Source organism: Microvirga brassicacearum (assembly GCF_008757455.1).
GTDB classification, from domain to species: Bacteria; Pseudomonadota; Alphaproteobacteria; order Rhizobiales; family Beijerinckiaceae; genus Microvirga; species Microvirga brassicacearum.
The window spans coordinates 225,876-245,361 of sequence record NZ_VCMV01000003.1 but is presented as its reverse complement, the minus strand read 5'-3'; the positions used below and the strand labels follow the sequence as shown (position 1 = coordinate 245,361).

Below are 19,486 nucleotides of genomic sequence, written 5' to 3'. Positions count from 1 at the left end.
TCCTAAAACCGGAGAACGGCGCTCACGCGCTCGCGCACGGTGCGACCGAACTGGATCGAGAAAGGTTTCTCAGCGAAAATTGGCCCTGTGACCGAAAGGCCGCCGGGTGGAAGCCACAAGGATCCGAGGGGGTTGCCGACAACGGGCTCAGCGCCGGCGAGGAACCCGACCGTTGCAGCCGTCGTTCCGAACCCGTCGCCGAAGTCCGTCAGGGCCTCGACATAGATCGAAGTGGCCGAAGACGAGACGATCCCATAAGAGGTCGACCCGATCTTGTATTGACCGTTGCTGTTTGGTGCGACCCGGTGGAAGGCCCGCGCGCGCCGATATCCGATGACCGCGCCGTCGCCATCCTTGAAAACTGCCCAAGCCGGACGACCATTCCGGTCGGTGAAGACCGCCTCAACCATGGCGGCTGATCGCGCCCGCGTCGCTTCATCCCCCCAAGGCGCGGCAAGCCAGGGGAACGCGCCCCACGTCACGTTGCCTGGGCCGACCGGCGGCAACCAGACGCCGAGCGCGGTCAACTCGGCTTCGGACATCGCGTGATCGGATTCGTACTTTCGGGAGAACGACCATTTGGCGCCCTCCGGATCGATCCGGACGCCCGAGTAGTCAGACCATAGCTTGTTGCCCCAGGCGCCGTGCCCATACTCGAGTGCGCGGATGTCGTAACCTTTGAACCCGCGCGCCAGGTATGACCGCATTGGGACAGACAGGCGAGCAACACCCTCAATACGGGCGAGGTCGTCCTCGCTATCCCTGATCCGGTCGAGTTCAAGTTGGAAGGCGTTCCAGCGCCGGCGGCGCGGAGGCGCTTCCTCAAGCCGCGCGGTATATCCGACCCACGCGAGAGCATAGGACAATGCTTGCGGAGTGCCTCGGACCCGCTGCCACCGAATCCCCTCGTCGATCAGGTCGTAGAGATTGACGACGTAGGGCGTAAGCTCGCCGAGGCCGTATTCGTAGATCAGGAACGGCAGGAAAGAAGGCGGTGGGTTCAGGATCTTGAGGCCGCGGGCCGCGTCGATGCTCGGCGAAATCTTATCGTAGAAGTCGGTTGCCTCCTGCAGGGCCCGCTCGAAAGCGGTCGACTGTTGCGGCAGGAGATCCAGCGGCATTAGTACGCCCGCCCCATATTGTTGAGCGTCACCGTGCCGATTGCGATCGCCTCATTCGGGGATGCCACGACATTGTCTACTGGCGTCAGAACGTCGACACGCTGAATGCCTGGGCGCATGAGCCGAGCGCCGATCCACGCGCGCGCGAGATCGAATCCAAGGCCGGTTTCGGCGGCCCATGTGGAGCGCAACGTTGCCGGCATCGTTCCGATGAGCGAGTCCGGCGATTCCGGCAGAAGCCAAACGTTCGCCGAGATGTTGATGACCGTAAAGATGGCCGCTTTGACGATGATCGTGTCGTTCACCATCCGGACGGACGCGTCATTGACGGCTGTACGGACGGTCTCGAGAAGCGCCTCGTCGGCGACCCCGTTGTTATCGATCGAATAGACCGCGACATAGATGGTCGGATCCGTGCCTTCGCGATAGACGACGACGTCCTGGACCCGCAGGCTCGACTTCATCGCGACTGCCCGGTAACGGGGTGCTGTGCCGCCGGTCGAGCGACCCTGAATTTCCAACACGACGCGCTTGCGGAGGCGGTCATCACCCTCGTCGTTCATCCGGATCACGTCGTAGAAGACGGCCAGGTTGTCGAGATCCGTTCCAACAGCGAAGGCCAGGAGGTTCGACTTGACGACGTCGTTCATCCGGGCTTCGAGGATGGCCTTTCGGAACGCGACGACCTGGATGTTCTTCTGGCTCGGTTCGCTTTCGAGCCCCGCAACCCCGACCAAATCCGGGAAGAGAGCCACCAGGTCGCCCGTCATGAGACCGACAGTCGTCTCGAGCGAGACCTCTTCGATGATCTGCGGCTCGGGGAAGGCCGAAAGGTCATAGAGGGTGCTATCGGCCATCGAGGCTATCCAATGCTTTCAGCTTCTTCGACCGCCGTGAACCGGCTTCCGGATCCCGAGAGAACGACGCGCCGCTTACCGGCAGGAGTGAAGTCGCCAAGATGCCCGCGGGGGAGATATTCTCCCTCGAGCCGACACGCGAACTCGCCACTTCGGAGAGCCTCGAGCGGCACGATCTTTATGACGCGAAAGCGAGGCTCCACCGGGAGCCCGTTTTTCTGGCGCATGGAGAGCGCGATCGCGACGATCTGGAAGAACTTGACCAGGTTGTCATGATTCATGTTCTCGCCGAGCATCGCGAGACCTGGGAAGCCGTACCATTCGCGCACCGCACGTTGGCCGATTCCGGTGGTGAGGACGTCGCCGATAGATTGTGCGACGTGATCGAAATTGTGGATCAGCCGCCCCGTCTCGCGATCCATCCCCGCCGAGGACATTACGCGGTCTTTTTGCCGGCGGGCTTGGCGGCTTCGGGGCGGATGTGGCCGAGGCGAAGCTCATGCTCGGCCTGGCTAGCGGTGAGATCGAGCGGCTGATTGCGATGGCGCCGGCCGGCGACGAACGGACCGGCTAGTTCGGTCACGAGGTATCGAGATTTGGTCAAGTCAACCATTGAGCCCTCCTTACGGGATCCTGAATTTCGGGCGTCCGGTTGTCGGATGCCCGCACGTTGCGACGTGGCCTTCCCGGCAAACCGGGATGCCGTTGAGACGGAAGTTCGGTGAGCCCTGGGCCATCGTCGGATCAGGGACGTGTGGAGGCTCGAACGGTGAGTGCGGGGCGACATGATCCCCCAAGAGCACGATGGGATTCCCGTCGACCTTGAAATTTGCGCCCTGCAGCCCGAGTTGAGTGCCGCCGGCGGCATCAACACCTACGCAAGCGACCCCAGGCATTACGTCTTCCAATCGTAATCGGCGGCCCTGGTCTTCAGGCCGCCGTCGCTCCATTCCATTTTCGTGCCGCCGATCGAGAGCGTCACGGCCTGGTCGGTCGCGTCGAAGACCGCGCCACCGACCGTCAGCTTCAATTGCTTGCCGCGAACCTCGACCTTCACATCGCCAAAAGTCATGACGTGCTCGTCGCCCTTTTTCGAGGGCGAGGCGTTCTCGTCGCTCCACGTCATCGGGATCGCTATGCCGCGGCGGAAGTCACCATCGCCGGACATGAGCGCGAATTGCTGCCCTTTGGAAGGTGGCGTGTGAACCTTCAGTGCGCCGGCGACCTGTGCGTACGGGATCCACGGCGAAAGGTACGGCTTTTCGTCTGTGCCGCCGAGGCGGACGCGGATCTTGTGGGTCTCGGCGTTGACCTCATGGACCGTTCCATACCGAAGCGAATTCGATCCCCGATTTTCCGACTCGACTTGGCGGGCGAGCGTCTCGATCAGCGAGCGCATTACGAGCCCGAGAGAGTTGGCGGCACAACCACCGTCAGGTCGGCCGGGTTGATCTCGATACCCGAGAGTTCGGCCGGCTCGCCTTCTTCTGTCGGGTCGACCGGAGCAAGGCCGATCGCCTGAATAGCAGCGTCGCTCAACCCGGCGGCCGCCTGCACCTGTTCCCAGGTTGCGAGGCCGGTGGGCTCAACGATGAGGTCTCTGAACATATCCGCAAGCACATTCAGACCCGGATCCGGATCGGCGCGGAGTGCCGCATCGAAGCCGGCCCAAAACGGGTTGAGGGCAATGCCGATGCCAGGTTCCGGGATCGTTCGGCACGCCATTGAAACTTCGCGGCAGGGCACGCGCAATCCGGTTTCGAGTTCGATCAGGATTGGCCGACTGTCAAAGTCGCCGTAGCCGGCCACGAGAAACTTCCACAGATCGATCCACGGCTTCGAGCCAGTGGAGAGCGCAACCGAGATCTGGCGCACGAGAAGATCGATTCCGAGCGCCGCGCCTGCGCGCTGCAGATTGAGATCCTCGGCTGTGTCGTCGCCTGCCGGTAGATAAGCCTGGTAGACGAGTTCGATGGAGCCATTGTTGAGAGAGGTCAACTCACGGCCCGTGACGTCGCCCTTGTGGACGCCGGTATAGACCGAAATGACCGGGACCTGCTGGCGGAGAACTTCGACAAGCGGCTCGACAGGCGCGTTGAGGACCGCTTGACCCGCCATTGTGCGACCGCGCACCAGTTTGGTGAAAATGATCCGCATCGCGGCGCCGACGAGGCTCATGTCTTCATCTTTCCAGGCTTGCAGCGCAGGATGACGCGACCGAGGCCATCGGGCTCGACGGTTGTCACGGCCGCGACGGGCTCTAGTGGCCTCGAGAGCATCTGGACGCGGTCACCTGGCTTTATCGTGGTCGGGAGATTCACCTCCCGAATGCTGATGTGGAGAAGCTCGCCGACCAGTTCCGACGCGTCGGCGTCATTGCGACCGCCGTAGCGGGTTTTCATGGTCTTCGGAGAGAAGTCGACGACTCCAACCGTGGAGAACGCCACACGGAGGGGATCAGCGGTTCCCTTCACGAACTCGCCATCGGCGCGCGGCTCAACATAAATTTCTTCGCCGAAGAGGTCATCCACATTCTCGGATGCAATGGCCTCATAGGCGTCGAACTTTTGCATTGCCGCGCGCCGTTTTCGATTAGGTCATACGGGCGCGCATGAGCACGCGCGGACGGGTGACGTAATGAAGGGAGTTGGTCTGGAACTCGAGGTTCCGTCCCTTTCCATTCGGCATCGACCACTGCTTCGCGTAGAGCCGCTGGCCCGGTTGGTTGACCGTCTCTTCGTAGTCCGCTGGCGCATAGACGGTGCGGAAGAGGCCGGGAACGCCGAGGGGGATGAACTTCGCTTCGGTCGGGGCGATGCTAACGCCAAGACCACCACGGTAGTTGACCCAACGGATGTTGAGCGCGTCGAACTCACCCCAAACGCCGGAATTGGCGCCGGCGTTGCTTGCCTCTAGGAAGCCAGAGCGAAGCGCCTGCACACCTTCGAATCCCTTGTAGGTGTCACGGATTTCCTTGTGCTGAATCAGTTTGTCGTAAAACTGATCGCCGGTGAGCGCGAGGATGCCGTTGAACGGAAGGCCGCCGAGAGCGGTGCCCATGGCGCGCATGAGATCCGCGGACTTCTGGCGCAAGACCCCTTCGGCCGGGGAGGCGTTGTCGAGGTCCCAATCGACTTCCGCCGGCTGTGACTCGCCCATTTCCGTGAAGTAGTTGTAAAGCACAGTACCGTCAGCATCCAGCAACGTGCCGGAGGTAATGACGGAGAGGCGATGGTACTCTTCGGTGAGCGCAAAGCTCTGGCTGTGCTCGGCCGCCCGCATGGCGATCTTGCCCTGCAGGGTTTCAACGGCCTTTTCAGTGCCGAAAGCACGAACGCCCTGGACCTCGTCGGCATAGATAGCGTCGTCGCGCTGGAAGTGCGGGACGCGGAGCATCCGCATGGTGCGACGATTTTTTCCAACCGTGTCGCCCGGGGCGCCGCGTGGCGAGGCCGGCACGATCGAATATTGCCCATCCGCGGCCTTTTCGATCGCGATATTCAGCGTGTCGATAGGGGTGGCGCGGAAGAGGCCGAGTTTCCCGACGTAACCGGGGACGTACTTTATCTCGCGCATCGCGTCGCTCATCGACGTGACGGAGAATGCGTCGTCGTTGAAAATGTCCAACATAGTAGCGGTTTCCCTTTGTTTCCCGCGTTAAGGCGGTGGTCCGTGTGCCCGCCTTGCGGGCGTTTAGGGGATGGGGCGAAGAGGCTCGGGAGTTAACGAGTGATGATGCCTACGGCGGCAAGTTCACTGTTCTTCACGCCCTTTTTGGTGGCGTCGTTGACCGTCACTGCATAGAGCAGGCAGTTCTTGTTGACCTCGGCGTCGCGCGTGATGGCCGAGACCTTCACGTCAACAGACGTGGCGTCGACGGTGTAGATGTTGATGGCCGAGCCGACTTGGGAACCATCCGCGCCAGTAGCCGGAGACGGTGCGTACTTGCCCGACGCGATGACCTTGCCGAGCACGGTTCCGGCAGTGACGACGCCAGATCCCGCGACGATCGTGATCGCATCGCGCGACCGGTGCCATCCGGCTTCCGACATAATGAATTCGCCAGGATGGACGCCTTCGGTGAGAACAGGCATTTAAGCCTCCCTTAAAACGGATCTGAATGGGTGGGTGGAGAGAGTGAGCGAGCCCGATTAGGTCGGGTTGTCCTCGAACTGACGGTTGGCCGCCTTGGTGGCCTTACCCCATCCAGCGGAGGCCACGGCCTTCGTGTCCGGGGTGCTTTCGTGAAAGCCGAGCGTGCCACCCTCTGCCTTACGCTCGACGTAAGATTGCTCGCTGGCCGCCGGGGCCGCGATCGCCGAAGCCGCGAGCATTTTCTTCGCATCGTCGACCGACATATCGGTCTGGAACGCGATGTGGTTGGCCTGCGTTTCGCGGCCCTTCGCTTCATCAGACTGAAGGATGGCGCCGATACGGGCCTTGGCGTCGGCCGCGGCCTGTGCGGCGATCGCGCCGGTGTCGAGTGTTGCGGCTGCGGGAGCCGGCTGGATGGCGGTCGCCGAGGCGATCTGTTTGTCAACCACGGCAGCGAGAGAAGCGATCGCGGCTGCGTTTTTCTCTTCGATATCCATTTTCAGAGATCCTTTTGCTTTGGAATATGACTTCCGTCCGTTGCCGCGAGCGGCGATTCCGGCGAGGACGTCGTCTAGGGTGCCAACCGCATCGGCGAGGCCGACCTTGACGGCTTCCTGGCCGATGTAAGTACGCGCTTCCGTTGCGCGCACCGCTTTTGCGGACATGCCCCTACGGCCTTCCGCGACGGTCTGGACGAACAAGGAATAGAATTGCTCGATCTCAGATTGGAAGTCCGCGCGCACGTTTTCCGGCAGCGCTGCGAATGAGTGGCCGTCGACCTTGTGGGCACCGGCGAAGATGAGGGTAGGCTTGATGCCGCGATCGGCGAGCGCCTGACTCTGGTCGATGTGGAGCATCACGACGCCAATGGACCCGACGATGCCGGACGGGACGGTGATAATCTCGTCGGCGCCTGACGCGATCGCGTAGCCGGCGGAGGCCGCCATGCCATCGACGACGGCGACCACACGCTTATCCGCGTTGACTTTCCGAACAAGGCTGGCGATCTCCATTGCGCCAACCGCCTCGCCACCGGGCGACTCCATGTCGAGCACGATCGTTTGTACGGACGCGTCGCGCGCGGCCTCTTTCAACTGCGAGGCAACACCTTCGTATGAGGTGAGCCCGGAATCCGCACCGACCCACGCGCCACGGTTTACGAGTTCGCCTTCGACCGTGATGATCGCTGCCGAGCCTTGCCGCCGGTACATGGTTCCATTGCGGCCGCGAACCGGCTCGGCGTCGAGACGTCCGCTCATGGGGCGCGCGACTTGGTCGCCGCGAGCGCGATCCAAAAGGAAAGCGCCGATAGTCTCCGCGGCGGACGGCAAAAGCCAGAGCGGCTTGTTGAACGCCTTGCGGAGGATGAGATCATACGTTGGCATTATCGGCACCCACAGCGCGGGCCCGGGCCCAATGTGATCGCGAAGTGAAGCGCCCTGCCCTCTTTCGCAGCGCAGGCCGCCTCGAACTCCCGCTCAATATTGTCGAGGATCTTGCCGTCACCGGGCGAAAACCAAGTCTCGCGGTCGCGAAACGAGATTTTCTGCACCGTACCAGTAGACGCCATTTCCAAGCGAACAATGCGGAGTTGCCGGAGTCCGGCACAGGGATCCGTTTCCTTGAGGTCCAGGATCACTCCCCAATCGATCGCCATTTTGCTGATCCCTTACGGACGGTGCGCGACGGCTTTGGCATTCTCTCCGGCTGCAGGGCCATTAAGAGCCTCTTTCGCGGAGGCCTTCGTCGGGTAGACGAGAGCCTTCTGAATCTCCCAAGTCCAACCCGCGACGGCGTAGTCGCCATCGGTCCAATAGGACGGGAGATCTCCCTCGAACCTCGCCGGACGGGCGAGAACGAAGCCCTCGTCTAGGTCTCGGGAAGGAGCGGCGTTGGCGGCGGGCTCATCGTCCTTCGTCTTCGCGACGGCCGTGTCCGAGACTTTCAGGGCCTCGGCCGCAGCGTTCTTCTCGACTTCGGTGGTGGGCGGACCGTTGCCAGCGGGGGCGGCCTCAGCAGTCGTTTTCGCGGTAGCCATTTTCAATCTTCCTTTGCCCATTCCGCCTCAAATTCGAGGTCGGCTGCATCTGGTTTCCGGCGCCCATACCCCATGAGGTTGAGCGCCGAGCGGGACCGCTTCGAGCCGGGATTGTCAGGCGCGAAGGACGGGTCGTCGGATTTGTCCGCGTCGTCACCTTGTTCCGCGCGGGAAAACTCCGCTTTCTTCTCGAGCGGATCAGCGTGGGGGTCGGGGAGCCCGAGTTTCAGAGCAAAATCGCGCTCGCGGGCGCGTTGCTTCATGTCATCGCGCCAATCCCGGCCGTAGCTCGCCGAGACCGCTTCGAGGGTCGTGGCGCCCATGTCTTTGAGGGTCTGGTGCGCGCGCGCCGTCTTTAAATCGTCGGCTTGGGGCGCGGCGGGGCCGTTCCACCAGGCGCCGCAAGCGGCGGCTTTATTCCGGAAGAAGGCTTCGAGACCTCCAGGGAACGGGATCCTTCCTTCACCGATCTTTTCCTCGAGCCAAGCCTCGAAACCAGCTTGCGAAAATGGGTTTACGATGTTCGTTCGCCGATTGAGCACGATGGGCCAGATCTGCGCTGTGCCCATTCGGACCGACGAGTACGTCGCGCTCCGGAAGTCCATAGTCGCTTCTTCGTAGGTGAGACCAGCGCAGCGGGCGATTTCTCTCATCAGCCAGCCGGCGAAGTTGTCGTAATTCTCGGACGGGTGCTTCGCCTCGTGAAACTCCAACTTGTCGTTGGGGAAGAGGTGCGCGATGCGGCCGTGCGTGTTGAGGTTGAGGCCGTTCGAGTCGTACCATGCGTTTTGCGCGTCCATGAACACGTCCATGTCGAGCGTCTTGCCGCCGGCTTGTTCCTCTTCAGTGAGCAGGCCGGAGAACCCAGCCAAGCCCGAAGTCTGGTTTTGGATGGTCGCCGCAAACATCGTCTGCAGGAGCGCCGCAGCGATCGTGGCGTCGGCAAGTTGATCGACTTGTTGGCAGACCTTCAGGACCGGCGCGAGCGGCGAGATCCCGCGCGGCGAAGCGATCGATGGGTCGAAGATGTGAAGCACATTAGGGCGGCCGTCGCGATCGCGGGCGCGAAATTCCTTGCTCACCTCGTATCCGAACTGGCTCTTTTGCCGAATCCGATAAGCGATGGGAGCGCCGAGATCGTCCATCCGGACGCCATGCACGAGCCGGTTGTACTCTTCCGTCTCGTCGGCGATGCGGCTCGGTGGCAGAAGCAGAATCTTGGTAAGCGAACCCCCAGCCTGGCGCCGGCGCATGGGGAGCATGGCGAGGATCTCGCCATAGAACATCCAGCACTTGTAGGCCGCAATTTGCATCTGATAGAACGTCATGCGGGCGCCGCCGTCGACTTCCATCGGCACGTTCGCCCAAGCGCGGAACTCGCGTTCGACCTTCGCGGCCCACTCTTCCTTGTAAGTCTCGCTCCAACCGAGAGCCTCGCCATCCGGACGTGACGCGAGTTGCAGACCTTGCCCGACGACTGAGGCCGCCGAAGCGTCGACGATGCCCGACATGAAGCCGTTGTTCTGAATGGCGTCGATCGCACGCGCGGCCGCCAGTTGCCACCCTGCGCGAACGTCGTCCGATCCCTCGCGTAGGACCGGTTTCCAGGTCGACAGGAACGGCGACTTGTTCTGCCGGAAGTACGCCGACTGCGGCTTGCTCTGATTGATGAGCGGGCGGCCGCTCGTGTCAATGAGCATCGGAGCTTTCATCGGCTATGCAACCTTTTCACTTTGTCGCGGAAAGCCTGCATCCGAGGCGGTTTGGCTTCTTCGGTCTTGGTCAAGTCCGCCTCACGTTGATCGAAGTGAAAAACGCAAGTCGCCCGAACCGCCAGCCCGTAAACGGTGGCGTCCAGGGCCTCCGCAGCCCGATATCCGATGCGAACGAAGGTCTCGACCTTGCGGCCTTTGCGGTACTCGACCTTGCGACGCTCGGACGTGAACTGGACGAACCATTCCTCGTCCAGATCATCCGAGAACCGGATCGCCTGCAGCCCGTCTTGCGGGATTGAAAGCGAGGTCATGATGTCGGTCTTAATGCCCTCAACACCGACTATGGCGAGACGGGCGCCGGCGCGACGAACGCGACGGGAAGTGGTGAATTTGAATGCGGGGAGCGGTCCTTCCTTGCCTTTGATCGCGTAGATCCGGCGATGCGATCGCGGACCGGCAAAATCATAGACGTAGGAAGTTCGGTTGCCGTCGCCGGAGTCGATGGCGGCGGCCTCAATTCCGATTTTGTTGCCGAGCGGATGATCCCACCTCGTAAGCAGGACCGAGTCCAACTCGTCCCAGGTCGTCGAGACATTCGTTGCGCCGACGATGACGTGATGACCGAGGATAAACCGCTGCTGGCGCGACCACCCGATGAAGACCATTTCAAGACGGTCCGGCTGCACGTCGACGCCGCAAGTGATGAACAGGACGTCCCTCGGGATGTCCTGGCGCCACTCCGCCGAGACCTGGTCCCAAGAGAGACCGAAGCTCTCGACACGGCCGAGCAGTTCGTGCTCGTCGGTGTTGTCGACGGTCGTGTTCCACGGCAGGCCGAGAACGGTGTTCCAAAACCCCTGCATCAGGGACGGACCACCGCGCTTCGCCTTCAGGTATTCGGCGGCAAGCTGCCCCCAAGACGCGTTCGGCTGCAGAGAGACGAGCGCGTTCAACTGGAACCCGGCGTGCCCCTTAACGTCGGGCGCCTGGGCCTCGAAGTCGCCTGCCTCGACCATCGCTGGCTTGAAGCGTTCCTCAATCACGCAACCGCACAACGGACAGATAGCCACTGCCTCGGCAGGACTGTCATGCGGGAAGCTGATGTGCTCCCAGAGCAGTTCGAATGTCTCGTTACAGTGCGGACAGGGCACCTTGAAGATCTGCCTGTCACTCTCGTCATAATCACGAGAGATGATCGACGTCGTGACATCAGTCGGCGTCGAGCCCTTTACGATCTTGCGGTCGGCGAACGATTCAGTCCGCTTCTCGGCGAGTGCAATCGGGTCACCTTCCTTGGTGACCTCCATGCCGTCGACCTCGTCGCAATACAGCTTGCGAGCGGTGTGGCGGCGAAGGTTGCGGGGCGCACGAGCCGAGAGAGCCTTTAGCGACCCGCCACCGAGAAGCGACCTGGTCGTCAACGTATTCTTGCCGTCGTAACGGCCGGTCCGCATGAGCGTCGAGATCGCCGGCGATTCCTGAAACGTCGGATCCACCTCGTCGACCATAATGCCGCGCGCGTCGTCATCGGTCGGCAGAAGCAAAATGACCGAACAAGGGTCATTCGCCATGTCCGCGCCGAGCGCCGCGCAAAGGAGGCGCGTATAGCCGATACGCGTCGGCTTTCGGACGGTCACCCGTTCGATTAATGGATCGCCGATCGCCTCGAGGATCCGCCGTTGATACTTCCAGAGCTTGTAACGGCCCGAGATCGCCGAACTCGACGGCAGTCGAATATATTTTTCGGACCAATCCGAATAGGAGAGCACCGGCGGTGGCCGAAAAGCCCTTCCGACATCCCTGAGAGCCTGGCCCAGAGCATTACGGCTCATCGGTCAGCCCGTTTTCGGAGCCGACGCCTGGGATATCATCGCCCTCAAGTTCGTTTGCGACGTCCTCGAGAGATTCACGGCAGAGCCGGCCGAGAACGACCGCGTCATGCGCGGTGAGATGCGGAATCGCGAACCGGATCTTGCTCGGTAGCGCAAGAAACGCTGCCTTGGCTGCTCGTGCGATTTTCGTCCAACCCTCTGTCGCTTCGTCGCGTGAGATCACGTCGCCGCGGAGCTTTTGGACCTTCAATTCCTGTTCTTGGGCCTGCAGATCGGTCAATCGCGACCGTTGTGCAGCCAAAGTCATGCCGCCTTCGCCCGCTGCACGACCGGCCGCCTTCTCGCGGAGGTCGTGGAGGTAAGCGACAGTCGATTCCTTCAGGGGAAACCGGCCACGAACGCTCGATCGCGGGATGATCCCGTCCGTCGCGAGCCTTTGGACATTTCGCGAGGCAATTCCCCACAAAACAGCGAGTTCGTTGGCGCTCACATCACGCGGAAAATCCGCCATGATGCCGTCCAAACGCTTCCTTTTTGCGTCCTTCGTCGGATTCGCGGACTTCTTTGCGGCTCGCCGCGGCATATGAACTTCCTGGGTTTTTTATGCGCCCAGAACGTTCACAAGGTGCCGGAGCACCCGCCTTTCCAGGTCGGTGTCGGCCAGCCGTTGTGCGGCAGGCAATGTCGGCATGTCAGCGCGCCGGAGTTCGCTCGGGAGCAACGGGCCCCAGAGCCGGATGACAGGCCACTTCTTCGCTCCTGGGCGACGCGCGAAGATGGCGCCGCCGTACTTCGCGATGGTGAACGAGCCCTTGTACGTCTTCCCGTTCCAATCCCCGGCCGAAGCGCCGGCATCGCCGCGTGACCATGAGCGATAGGTGAATTGGCCGAGAGGAATTGAAGCGTCGCGGACGTCGACTGATGCTTCCATCGAAGATCCTCCGGAGGCGGACGCCTTCACGGATTTGGTCACCGCCGCGACGCGTCCGGCAGGGATCTTCGTTTGTGCGGAGAGCAGGCGCACGGCCTGCCGTTCCTGCAGTCGAACGTGCTCATTGAGGCCGCGAGCCGCGGCAGAGCGGATCTCTGGGCCCTCAAGGCGTTTGATCAGTGTTTTGAGGTCGGTAACGCGGCTCTTGTCGACCGAGACGCGAATTCCAGACATCACGAGCCCCAGTTGGAGCCAAGCCAGCCCTTGCCGCGCTCGGTAATGACAAGAGTCGGCCGACCGAAGCGGTCCGGGTCGCCGGCCTCCAAGAGGCCTTGATCAACGAACACTTGCGCTTCGCTCCGTCCCATGACGTGACCGCAACACAGGATGTACTCATTCCCGCACAACGACAGATACGGCTTCCACTCCACGCCCCAGGGCAACCAACCGGTCGCGAGCGCCGACAGGATGGTCAGCCGGCGACGCGTCGGTTGGAGGTCGGACATCCGGAGTCTTTCATGTGGCCGGCGCGGTCGAGCGACTCGAAAATGCCGGGGGCGGGCTTGATCGCGATCGCTCGGCAGGCGCGGAGCGCCACCGCGACGTTTGTTGTGCCCAAGTGGGCGAATAGGTTGTGGCGCCTTGCAGGGCGCCCGTCGCTCTTTCGCCCGAGCGACTTACAGCGGGCTAGTTGCCGTCATGGCTCCGGCCGATCCTGGCAAGATTCGGCCATCTGCTCGCCCCTTCGTGGCCCAGGGGTCGCGCGCCTTGATGTTCGGGGTCCGGTTATCCGCACCGTTGCCACGGCAGTTGCGGGCCTCGCCCCTAGTGAAGAATGGTTGCAGGGGGCGGATTTGAACCGCCGACCTCATGGTTATGAGCCACGCGAGCTTCCGGACTGCTCTACCCTGCGAAAAAGTGACGTCGTCGTCTCAAAACGTGACATCGCGCCGTGGCTCGTGACGCGACAAGCGCGAAACGTGACGAGACCGACCGAATTGGTGACGATCTCCGCCAGAACCGGGACATAAAAAATCCGCCCGAGGCCGAAGCCTGGACGGAACGTGACGCGAAGCGCCGAAAACAGAATGAAAGAGATGCCGGTCTCTCTCTTAAATAAGCACGATCGTAATGATCTCGGTAAGTGAGTGCTGTGGGCTCGGCTTGGCGCCGGCCCAGACGATCTTTGTTAAGAGTCACTTACAGGCTGATGGACGCGAGAATTGCCGAGAAAGTCCTCAAAGCGCAATAGCCTGAACTTTATCCACCCGTAGCTGCGAGCACGCTTTTTCGGGCATTCCGCTTGCGATCTCAGCGGTTTATCCCCCCGTGCCGGATTCGTCCTAATTAAATGCGCTTTCTTGGCCTGCAGGGATTGACAGGTTTTGGCGCTCTCGGTGCTTTCGGGCCTGTTCTGCGACGCATCCGCGGAGCGGTCGGCGTGGCTTCGGGATCCCGGTTGCCCAGACGAATTGCTCGTCAAACCCGATGATCCCTTGAGCACGCATTCTGCGTAGTGAAATCCGCAGGAGGTGACCTCCGTACCAGGATTCCTCGACGAGCAAGTTCTCTCGAGCCCAAGCCAGGAGGTCGCAACGAGCGACCCGGCCCTTCGTCTGGATGATGTGGAACAGCGGTCGGGCCCGCCCGACGCGTCGAACTCGTGTGATTTGTGGCAATGCCGCCCCCGGCAAGTGTTTGAATCGCAATAACAATATGCCTATTCCCGCCCACAAACGCAAGGGGCGGTCAACCCCGTTTTCACAACGTTTTCAGACCCTTAAGACGACGATCCCCCTTTGCGCGCACAAATCCGGCAATATCGGCGGGCGACGGGGCGCCTCGCCGGCCTGCCCTTCTCATACGGTCCCTTTGATTTCCAGCCCGTCCGATCGCGTGCCGTGCTCACTGAGCCCGATCTCCCCTTGCCCACGCCCCTGGGCCGTCCCCAGGCCCTCACTCCCTGTCCTTGCCTCTCTAATCGAGCCCATTGTGCATAGTGATATCTATTCCCATGCCATGCCCTCACCCATAGACCATGCCGAGCGGGGCTTGCCCTACCTTCGATCCATGCCGAGCCATGCCGATGCGTCCGCCCATGCCGAGGCCTGCCCTTCCTCCTGCCCATGCCGAGCCATGACAGGTCCATGCCCTCACGCCATCCCCTGCCCTATCACCATGCCCATGCAAGGCAGGCCTCTAGCCCATGCCCATGCTCTAGCCCATGCCATGCAACACGACATGCAAGGCAGATAGACGAACGCTCTTTTCGTCCGCCCTGGCGGAGCGGTGCCAGTCGGGAACAGAGCCAGTCAGGTCGGGCAAGCTGGTGAATATTCTGGAATAAATTGTATTCCTATACGCATATTTCTATTGACGAACGAATGGGAGGTGATAATCTGAACTCACGAAACAGACGCCAATTGTGGCGCACTACAGGAAACCGGGCCATGTCAAAGCTCTTCAACATCTCGCTCCGCAAGGTCGGAGGCCTCACCTTCCTAAAGCTCGGTCGGATCAATATTAGCTGGTCCGTCTCGCGCGCCCTGAAGGTGAAGCCTGAACCGGTCCAGACCGTGTTTGTTGCGCGCCCTTCCGCGTCTCTCACCGTGCGAGGCTATCAGCCATCCGTGGCCATCGTTCAAGGCGGCCGCATCCGCGCGCGCCGCGTCTCGCCTCACTATTTCGCCTCGCGCGCTATCGCCCTCGCGTTCGCTCTGGACGCGTGCCGCTCGGTCGGCCTCGCCGTTGTGGAGGGTTGAGCATGTTCGGCACATATACCCGGCTCAACCTCACAACCTCCGCAAGCAATTGCGATGTGATCCGCGCCGCTCGGCTCAAGATTGCGGAGCATCACCGGACAGGACGCGAGGCACGCGCCGCTCGGCACCGCTTCTATCGCGATATGCTTTTCTATCACGAGCGGTCGCGCGCTCTCGTCGGCGAGTGGAGGCTTTGACCATGCGCGCCCTCGCCCTCGCCTTCGCACTTATCGCCTCGCCTGCCCTCGCCTCTGGCGATTGCGTGGAAGGTACGGACTCATTCTACGAGTCGCCCGCTTGCTACGGCCTGCACGCGATAGGCGCGCCGGTCGGATATCAGGGCGAGCCCGCGCGGATCGCCGCAAAGTCTTCTCACGGTCGCGTTGCCATCCTCACCGCGTCGGGCGCGTGGATCGTCTTCAACGTCTCGCCCGAGGCTTGGGAAGGCAAATTAGAAGACGAATGAGCATTCCCCCATGCGCCGCGACCGTGGCGCATTAGGGAGGGCTTGCCCTCTACCTCTTCAAGGCGGGCGAACCTCGCACCGAAGGCCGGACGTCCGCGCGGATAACTTGCGGACACCCACGGAGGCGAACCTCATGCACGTTGTGCTGATCGTCTCTGTCCGAAGGACTCGGAAACGAAAAAGGACCGCTAGAGCCGTCGCCACGGCATTTCTAACGATCCTCTTCTATTTCGGTCTCTGAAGACGGCGGGAGGGGCGGAAACGTCCCTCCTAGCCGGGGTCCATCATACCACAGCCGCCACGCGCGGCAAGATCCTGGGAGTTTGACCATGTACCAAGATTGCACAATGTCCGATCGCCACCTCCGCCACGCCATGCGCGACGCTCGCGTCCGGATCATGCGGAAGGCTCGCCGCAACCGGCTGGCGGAGAAGCATTCGTTTTTCACGACCGTCTAAGCCGTCGCCTGCCATCAAGCCCGCAATCGTGCGGCACGCAAGGAACGAAACGCCATGACTAGCAAGCTGCAATCTGCCTGTGAACTCGCCGCAATCTTTGCTCAAGAGGCCGCAAACGGCCATTGTCCGAAGGGTCGAAACAATCCCGCGCCGCACCTTATCGCGGCGGACGTAATCGCCCTGTTGCGGATCGGCGGAGGCGTCGCGCGTCGCGCGGTCCAGCACTGCAACGGCATTCCACGCTATGAGGGGAAGCCGGGCCAGCTTGTCGCCACCTGGCATCAAGAGGACGAGGACAGGAAAGAGCGCCTTGACGCTCGCGACCTCGCCAAGGCTTCCGAGATCGCCGCGCGCTACGGCGCGAAAGCGCAAATCGGCGGAGATCCGCGTGGCTACACCTTGCGCCTCTTCCTCGCCTCTGGTCGCAACAACACTTTCGGCGGCGCGGAATCCGGTTGGGGGGTCGCCTAATGCCGAACCGTTTGAAAGCCGCACAGGTCCACCGCTTTCGCGAGCATGTCGCTCTCTACATTCGCAACGACCAGGGCGACGCCGCGACCGTCTATCTCACACGGGCGGAGGCGGTCACCATAGCGTCAAACCTCAACCGTTGCGTTCGCGACATCAAAGCGCGCTCGTTCGTCGATTCGCTTTTCTCGTCAACCGAAATCAAGCCGGAGGCCTAAGGCAATGCCAAAGTTTGTCACGACGCGAGACTTGGAATTCATGTTTCAAGGCCTCCACCATTGCCGGGTTAAGGCTGGAACTCCGGTTCGCTGGCAGAGCGGCGGAACGGGCGGCTATGTCGTCGAGCCCGCTCACGTCGAATTGCCACCGACGCAAGCGCGCGGTCGCGGGACGCTATGGGCTCACGATACCCATTACCATTTTATTTGGATCGAAAGCGACGCGGTCGCAGAAGCGGAGGGCTAGACCATGGCAGATCCGAACAACCCATCAGTGTTGAGCAGCCGCGCCGTCCCTGACGGCAAGGAGTTTCGGATAGAGCTTTGCATGGGTGGCGAACCTATCGCCATTCTCGAAGATCGGCCCAAGTCGTCGCGCGCCGCGCTCGCCATTTCCCATGCTCTCTTGCAAGGCGCGCTCACCATGCGCCACCGGCTCGACAACAAGATTGGCCATGCGCCACCCTATTGCGTCGTTCTCGCGGAATCAGCCAAAGCACGGAAGGCTTGAATCATGAGAGAATTCGCTTTTGACCTGAAGATAAACGCCGCCATCCGCGTTCGTGCGGCAACAGAGGCCGACGCGCGAGGCCTGTTAATTGCGGCGCTAGATTGCGCCGACACCAATTTCGGCGCATGGCCGAATGGCGACCCTATCACCGGCGAGGCCTCGCTCGACTTCGATCCCGATTGCATGGATTTCATCGAGGCCGGTCAACTGTTTGAGGTCGACGGCGAGACCGTCATTGCGTCAAGCGAAGATTACCGGATCACGGAGAACGAAAGCGGCTTTACTTTGACGCGAGTTGCGGACGATGCAAGTGCGTCCTGGTCTGGCGACGATCAATGTGAAGACTTTCGCCACGCCTTCAAGGGCGACGAAACGCCAGATTGTCCGACAGATAATGCGGACGAGGTCAACGCCTTCGCCGCATGGGCTATCCGCGAAGGCCATCTAGCTCCCCTCGCTTAACGCGACCCTAGCGGCGGCAACGTCGCCGCTACAGCCGCGCCATGCGGAAGCCCAAAGAACTCACCGCGAGGCGGCAACATAGGAGGTACATCATGCGGCGCCGCTAGGCCGTGCAATCGAGCCCGGAATATCGGGTTAAGGCGAGACCGGGCGCGACAACGCTCGCCTTCCCATGATCTTGTTTCGATCCATCCGCCGCGCAACGACGGATAGACCGCGACAAGCGGAGAACGCCAATTGTGGCAACCGAAAGGAAAACTTCATGTCTTCAACCATCATCGCCCGCCCTGCCCTTCGCGCCGCTCTGGCAACCGTGTGCGGCGTCGCTGAAAAGCGGAATACGATTCCGATCCTCGCCAATGCCTTGTTGCGCGCCAATGCTGAGGGCGGACTGTCCATCATCGCGACCGATATGGACCTCATGGCAACGGTGAGCCTGGACGCGACAACCGACGCGGGTTTTGCGGCAACCATTCCGGCCCATGCACTTCGCGACCTGGAAAAGAAAGCTCCGGCAACGGGCCACGTCGCGATTGACGCGCTCATTGAAAAGACAACGCGGCGCGCGACGGCGGACGAACGGCGGGAGGCTGGCGTCAATCCCGGCGACGTGTTCGAGGTTGCGTGCGAGGACTGCACGGCGGCGCTTGACTTCGAAGGCCTGCGAATGACGATCCCAGGCCTTCCGGTCGCGGACTTCCCAGAGCTACGGATCGAGGGCGAAATCAAGGCCTCGTTCTCGATTCCGTCCGCCGCGTTGCGCGAGGCGTTCGAGGCGGTCCAATTCGCCATATCGACGGAGGAAACCCGCTACTACCTGAACGGGATTTTCATGGAAGCGCGCCAGGGCAAGCTCCGGTTCGTCGCGACGGACGGTCATCGCATGGCAGTCCATGACGTTGATATCGAGGGCGCGGGCCTGGACTATGGCGTCATCATCCCGCGTAAGACGGTCGCTTTCCTCTTGTCCATCGTCAAGGCGAAGGGTGCGGCGGAGTCCGTTGACGTTCTGATAAATACCGTCAAGGCCCGGTTCACTGTCGGCCACGTCGACGTCATCACGAAGCTGATTGACGGCACCTACCCGGACTATCAGCGCGTCATGCCGGCGAGGAATCCGAACCTCGTGATTGTCAATCGCAAGGCTTTCACAGAAGCCGTCAACGCGGTCTCTGCAATGTCCAGCGAACGAGGGCGCGCCGTCAAACTCACGTTCTCGGATCTGAACGGCGGCAACCTTCATTTGATCGTCACGAATCCCGACCTCGGCAAGGCTGAAATGAGCATCCCGTGCGACTATAGCGGGCCTTGCCTGGAACTCGGCGTCAACGCCGCGTACCTGACAACCATTCTCAAAGCATCGGACCATGAGACCGTCGCCGTGGCTCTGGCTGATCCCGGCTCGCCGATCCTCATGGCGGACGATCACGGCTCGGTCGCCACGCGATACGTCCAAATGCCAATGCGAGTCTAGGACCGCGCCAGGGCGCGGCGGCAAGGTCGCCGCGCCAACCCTACCAATTTTCTCACAACGCCAGCCAGCGACGCCAGG

At 61.7% G+C, this 19,486-nt stretch carries 27 protein-coding genes and 1 tRNA gene; 8 read left to right on the top strand and 20 right to left on the bottom strand.

The features are described from left to right. Positions 1-2: 2 nt before the first annotated feature. The 19 genes from FEZ63_RS02870 to FEZ63_RS02785 form a co-directional block, all read right to left on the bottom strand. The gene (locus FEZ63_RS02870) at positions 3-1,121 is read right to left on the bottom strand and encodes a phage tail protein (RefSeq protein WP_150942124.1); all 1,119 of its coding nucleotides are present in this window, start codon (positions 1,119-1,121) and stop codon (positions 3-5) included. Further along, the gene (locus tag FEZ63_RS02865; RefSeq protein ID WP_150942123.1) at positions 1,121-1,978 is read right to left on the bottom strand and encodes a baseplate J/gp47 family protein; all 858 of its coding nucleotides are present in this window, start codon (positions 1,976-1,978) and stop codon (positions 1,121-1,123) included. The genes FEZ63_RS02870 and FEZ63_RS02865 overlap by 1 nt, the downstream gene beginning before the upstream one ends. 5 nt (positions 1,979-1,983) lie before the next feature. Then, positions 1,984-2,415 carry a GPW/gp25 family protein gene (locus FEZ63_RS02860; protein WP_150942122.1) on the bottom strand — a complete coding sequence of 144 codons (432 nt, stop codon included), beginning with the start codon at positions 2,413-2,415 and terminating at the stop codon, positions 1,984-1,986. After that, positions 2,415-2,591: a hypothetical protein gene (locus FEZ63_RS24780; RefSeq protein ID WP_153245849.1), complete on the bottom strand. Its 177-nt coding sequence runs from the start codon at positions 2,589-2,591 to the stop codon at positions 2,415-2,417. Before FEZ63_RS24780 ends, FEZ63_RS02860 begins: the two co-directional genes overlap by 1 nt. Before the next feature lie 10 nt (positions 2,592-2,601). Next, positions 2,602-2,874 carry a PAAR domain-containing protein gene (locus FEZ63_RS26140; protein WP_162419656.1) on the bottom strand — a complete coding sequence of 91 codons (273 nt, stop codon included), beginning with the start codon at positions 2,872-2,874 and terminating at the stop codon, positions 2,602-2,604. Then, positions 2,874-3,377: a phage baseplate assembly protein V gene (locus FEZ63_RS02850; RefSeq protein ID WP_150942120.1), complete on the bottom strand. Its 504-nt coding sequence runs from the start codon at positions 3,375-3,377 to the stop codon at positions 2,874-2,876. The genes FEZ63_RS26140 and FEZ63_RS02850 overlap by 1 nt, the downstream gene beginning before the upstream one ends. After that, complete coding sequence (locus FEZ63_RS02845) at positions 3,377-4,156, bottom strand: hypothetical protein (RefSeq protein ID WP_150942119.1); 780 nt, start codon at positions 4,154-4,156, stop codon at positions 3,377-3,379. Before FEZ63_RS02845 ends, FEZ63_RS02850 begins: the two co-directional genes overlap by 1 nt. Further along, complete coding sequence (locus FEZ63_RS02840; RefSeq protein WP_150942118.1) at positions 4,153-4,551, bottom strand: hypothetical protein; 399 nt, start codon at positions 4,549-4,551, stop codon at positions 4,153-4,155. Before FEZ63_RS02840 ends, FEZ63_RS02845 begins: the two co-directional genes overlap by 4 nt. Before the next feature lie 19 nt (positions 4,552-4,570). Beyond that, complete coding sequence (locus FEZ63_RS02835; RefSeq protein ID WP_150942117.1) at positions 4,571-5,608, bottom strand: major capsid protein; 1,038 nt, start codon at positions 5,606-5,608, stop codon at positions 4,571-4,573. Positions 5,609-5,700: 92 nt separating this feature from the next. Then, positions 5,701-6,072: a head decoration protein gene (locus FEZ63_RS02830; protein WP_150942116.1), complete on the bottom strand. Its 372-nt coding sequence runs from the start codon at positions 6,070-6,072 to the stop codon at positions 5,701-5,703. Between the two features lie 57 nt (positions 6,073-6,129). Beyond that, entirely contained in the window at positions 6,130-7,458 is a 1,329-nt protein-coding gene (locus FEZ63_RS02825; RefSeq protein WP_150942115.1) for a S49 family peptidase, read from the bottom strand. Continuing rightward, a complete protein-coding gene (locus tag FEZ63_RS02820) occupies positions 7,458-7,730 on the bottom strand; it encodes a hypothetical protein (protein WP_150942114.1) in 273 nt (90 codons plus the stop codon). The genes FEZ63_RS02825 and FEZ63_RS02820 overlap by 1 nt, the downstream gene beginning before the upstream one ends. Positions 7,731-7,742: 12 nt before the next feature. Next, on the bottom strand, positions 7,743-8,111 hold the full coding sequence (locus tag FEZ63_RS02815; protein WP_150942113.1) for a hypothetical protein: 369 nt from the start codon (positions 8,109-8,111) through the stop codon (positions 7,743-7,745). Between the two features lie 2 nt (positions 8,112-8,113). Continuing rightward, positions 8,114-9,811 (bottom strand): phage portal protein, encoded by a 1,698-nt coding sequence (locus tag FEZ63_RS02810; protein WP_162419655.1) that lies wholly within the window; start codon positions 9,809-9,811, stop codon positions 8,114-8,116. Positions 9,812-9,819: 8 nt separating this feature from the next. Next, positions 9,820-11,658 (bottom strand): phage terminase large subunit family protein, encoded by a 1,839-nt coding sequence (locus FEZ63_RS02805; RefSeq protein WP_150942111.1) that lies wholly within the window; start codon positions 11,656-11,658, stop codon positions 9,820-9,822. Beyond that, entirely contained in the window at positions 11,648-12,169 is a 522-nt protein-coding gene (locus tag FEZ63_RS02800) for a hypothetical protein (RefSeq protein ID WP_150942110.1), read from the bottom strand. The genes FEZ63_RS02805 and FEZ63_RS02800 overlap by 11 nt, the downstream gene beginning before the upstream one ends. A 90-nt stretch (positions 12,170-12,259) precedes the next feature. Then, complete coding sequence (locus FEZ63_RS02795; RefSeq protein ID WP_150942109.1) at positions 12,260-12,823, bottom strand: hypothetical protein; 564 nt, start codon at positions 12,821-12,823, stop codon at positions 12,260-12,262. Then, positions 12,823-13,095, bottom strand: a complete 273-nt coding sequence (locus FEZ63_RS02790; RefSeq protein ID WP_150942108.1) for a hypothetical protein — start codon at positions 13,093-13,095, stop codon at positions 12,823-12,825. Before FEZ63_RS02790 ends, FEZ63_RS02795 begins: the two co-directional genes overlap by 1 nt. Before the next feature lie 330 nt (positions 13,096-13,425). Continuing rightward, a tRNA-Met gene (locus FEZ63_RS02785) sits at positions 13,426-13,502 on the bottom strand. A gap of 1,537 nt (positions 13,503-15,039) precedes the next feature. On the opposite strand from FEZ63_RS02785, the gene FEZ63_RS02780 reads away from it, so the two are divergent. The 6 genes from FEZ63_RS02780 (at position 15,040) to FEZ63_RS02755 (ending at position 17,208) form a co-directional block, all read left to right on the top strand. Then, positions 15,040-15,351 (top strand): hypothetical protein, encoded by a 312-nt coding sequence (locus FEZ63_RS02780; protein WP_150942107.1) that lies wholly within the window; start codon positions 15,040-15,042, stop codon positions 15,349-15,351. Positions 15,352-15,353: 2 nt separating this feature from the next. After that, complete coding sequence (locus FEZ63_RS02775; protein WP_150942106.1) at positions 15,354-15,548, top strand: hypothetical protein; 195 nt, start codon at positions 15,354-15,356, stop codon at positions 15,546-15,548. A 2-nt stretch (positions 15,549-15,550) separates the two neighbouring features. After that, positions 15,551-15,817, top strand: a complete 267-nt coding sequence (locus FEZ63_RS02770) for a hypothetical protein (RefSeq protein ID WP_150942105.1) — start codon at positions 15,551-15,553, stop codon at positions 15,815-15,817. Positions 15,818-16,329: 512 nt separating this feature from the next. Continuing rightward, positions 16,330-16,746, top strand: coding sequence for a hypothetical protein (locus tag FEZ63_RS02765; protein WP_150942104.1), 417 nt, complete (start codon positions 16,330-16,332; stop codon positions 16,744-16,746). Then, entirely contained in the window at positions 16,746-16,961 is a 216-nt protein-coding gene (locus FEZ63_RS02760) for a hypothetical protein (protein ID WP_150942103.1), read from the top strand. Before FEZ63_RS02765 ends, FEZ63_RS02760 begins: the two co-directional genes overlap by 1 nt. Positions 16,962-16,965: 4 nt before the next feature. Next, positions 16,966-17,208 (top strand): hypothetical protein, encoded by a 243-nt coding sequence (locus FEZ63_RS02755; RefSeq protein WP_150942102.1) that lies wholly within the window; start codon positions 16,966-16,968, stop codon positions 17,206-17,208. Positions 17,209-17,232: 24 nt separating this feature from the next. Here FEZ63_RS02755 and FEZ63_RS02750 read toward each other — a convergent pair whose 3' ends face one another. Then, positions 17,233-17,418, bottom strand: coding sequence for a hypothetical protein (locus FEZ63_RS02750; protein ID WP_150942101.1), 186 nt, complete (start codon positions 17,416-17,418; stop codon positions 17,233-17,235). A gap of 57 nt (positions 17,419-17,475) precedes the next feature. Here FEZ63_RS02750 and FEZ63_RS02745 point away from each other — a divergent pair, with 57 nt between their 5' ends. Both FEZ63_RS02745 and dnaN read left to right on the top strand, forming a co-directional pair. After that, a complete protein-coding gene (locus FEZ63_RS02745; RefSeq protein WP_150942100.1) occupies positions 17,476-17,934 on the top strand; it encodes a hypothetical protein in 459 nt (152 codons plus the stop codon). A gap of 262 nt (positions 17,935-18,196) precedes the next feature. Further along, positions 18,197-19,408, top strand: a complete 1,212-nt coding sequence (gene dnaN / locus FEZ63_RS02740) for a DNA polymerase III subunit beta (protein WP_162419654.1) — start codon at positions 18,197-18,199, stop codon at positions 19,406-19,408. The last annotated feature ends 78 nt before the right edge of the window (positions 19,409-19,486 follow it).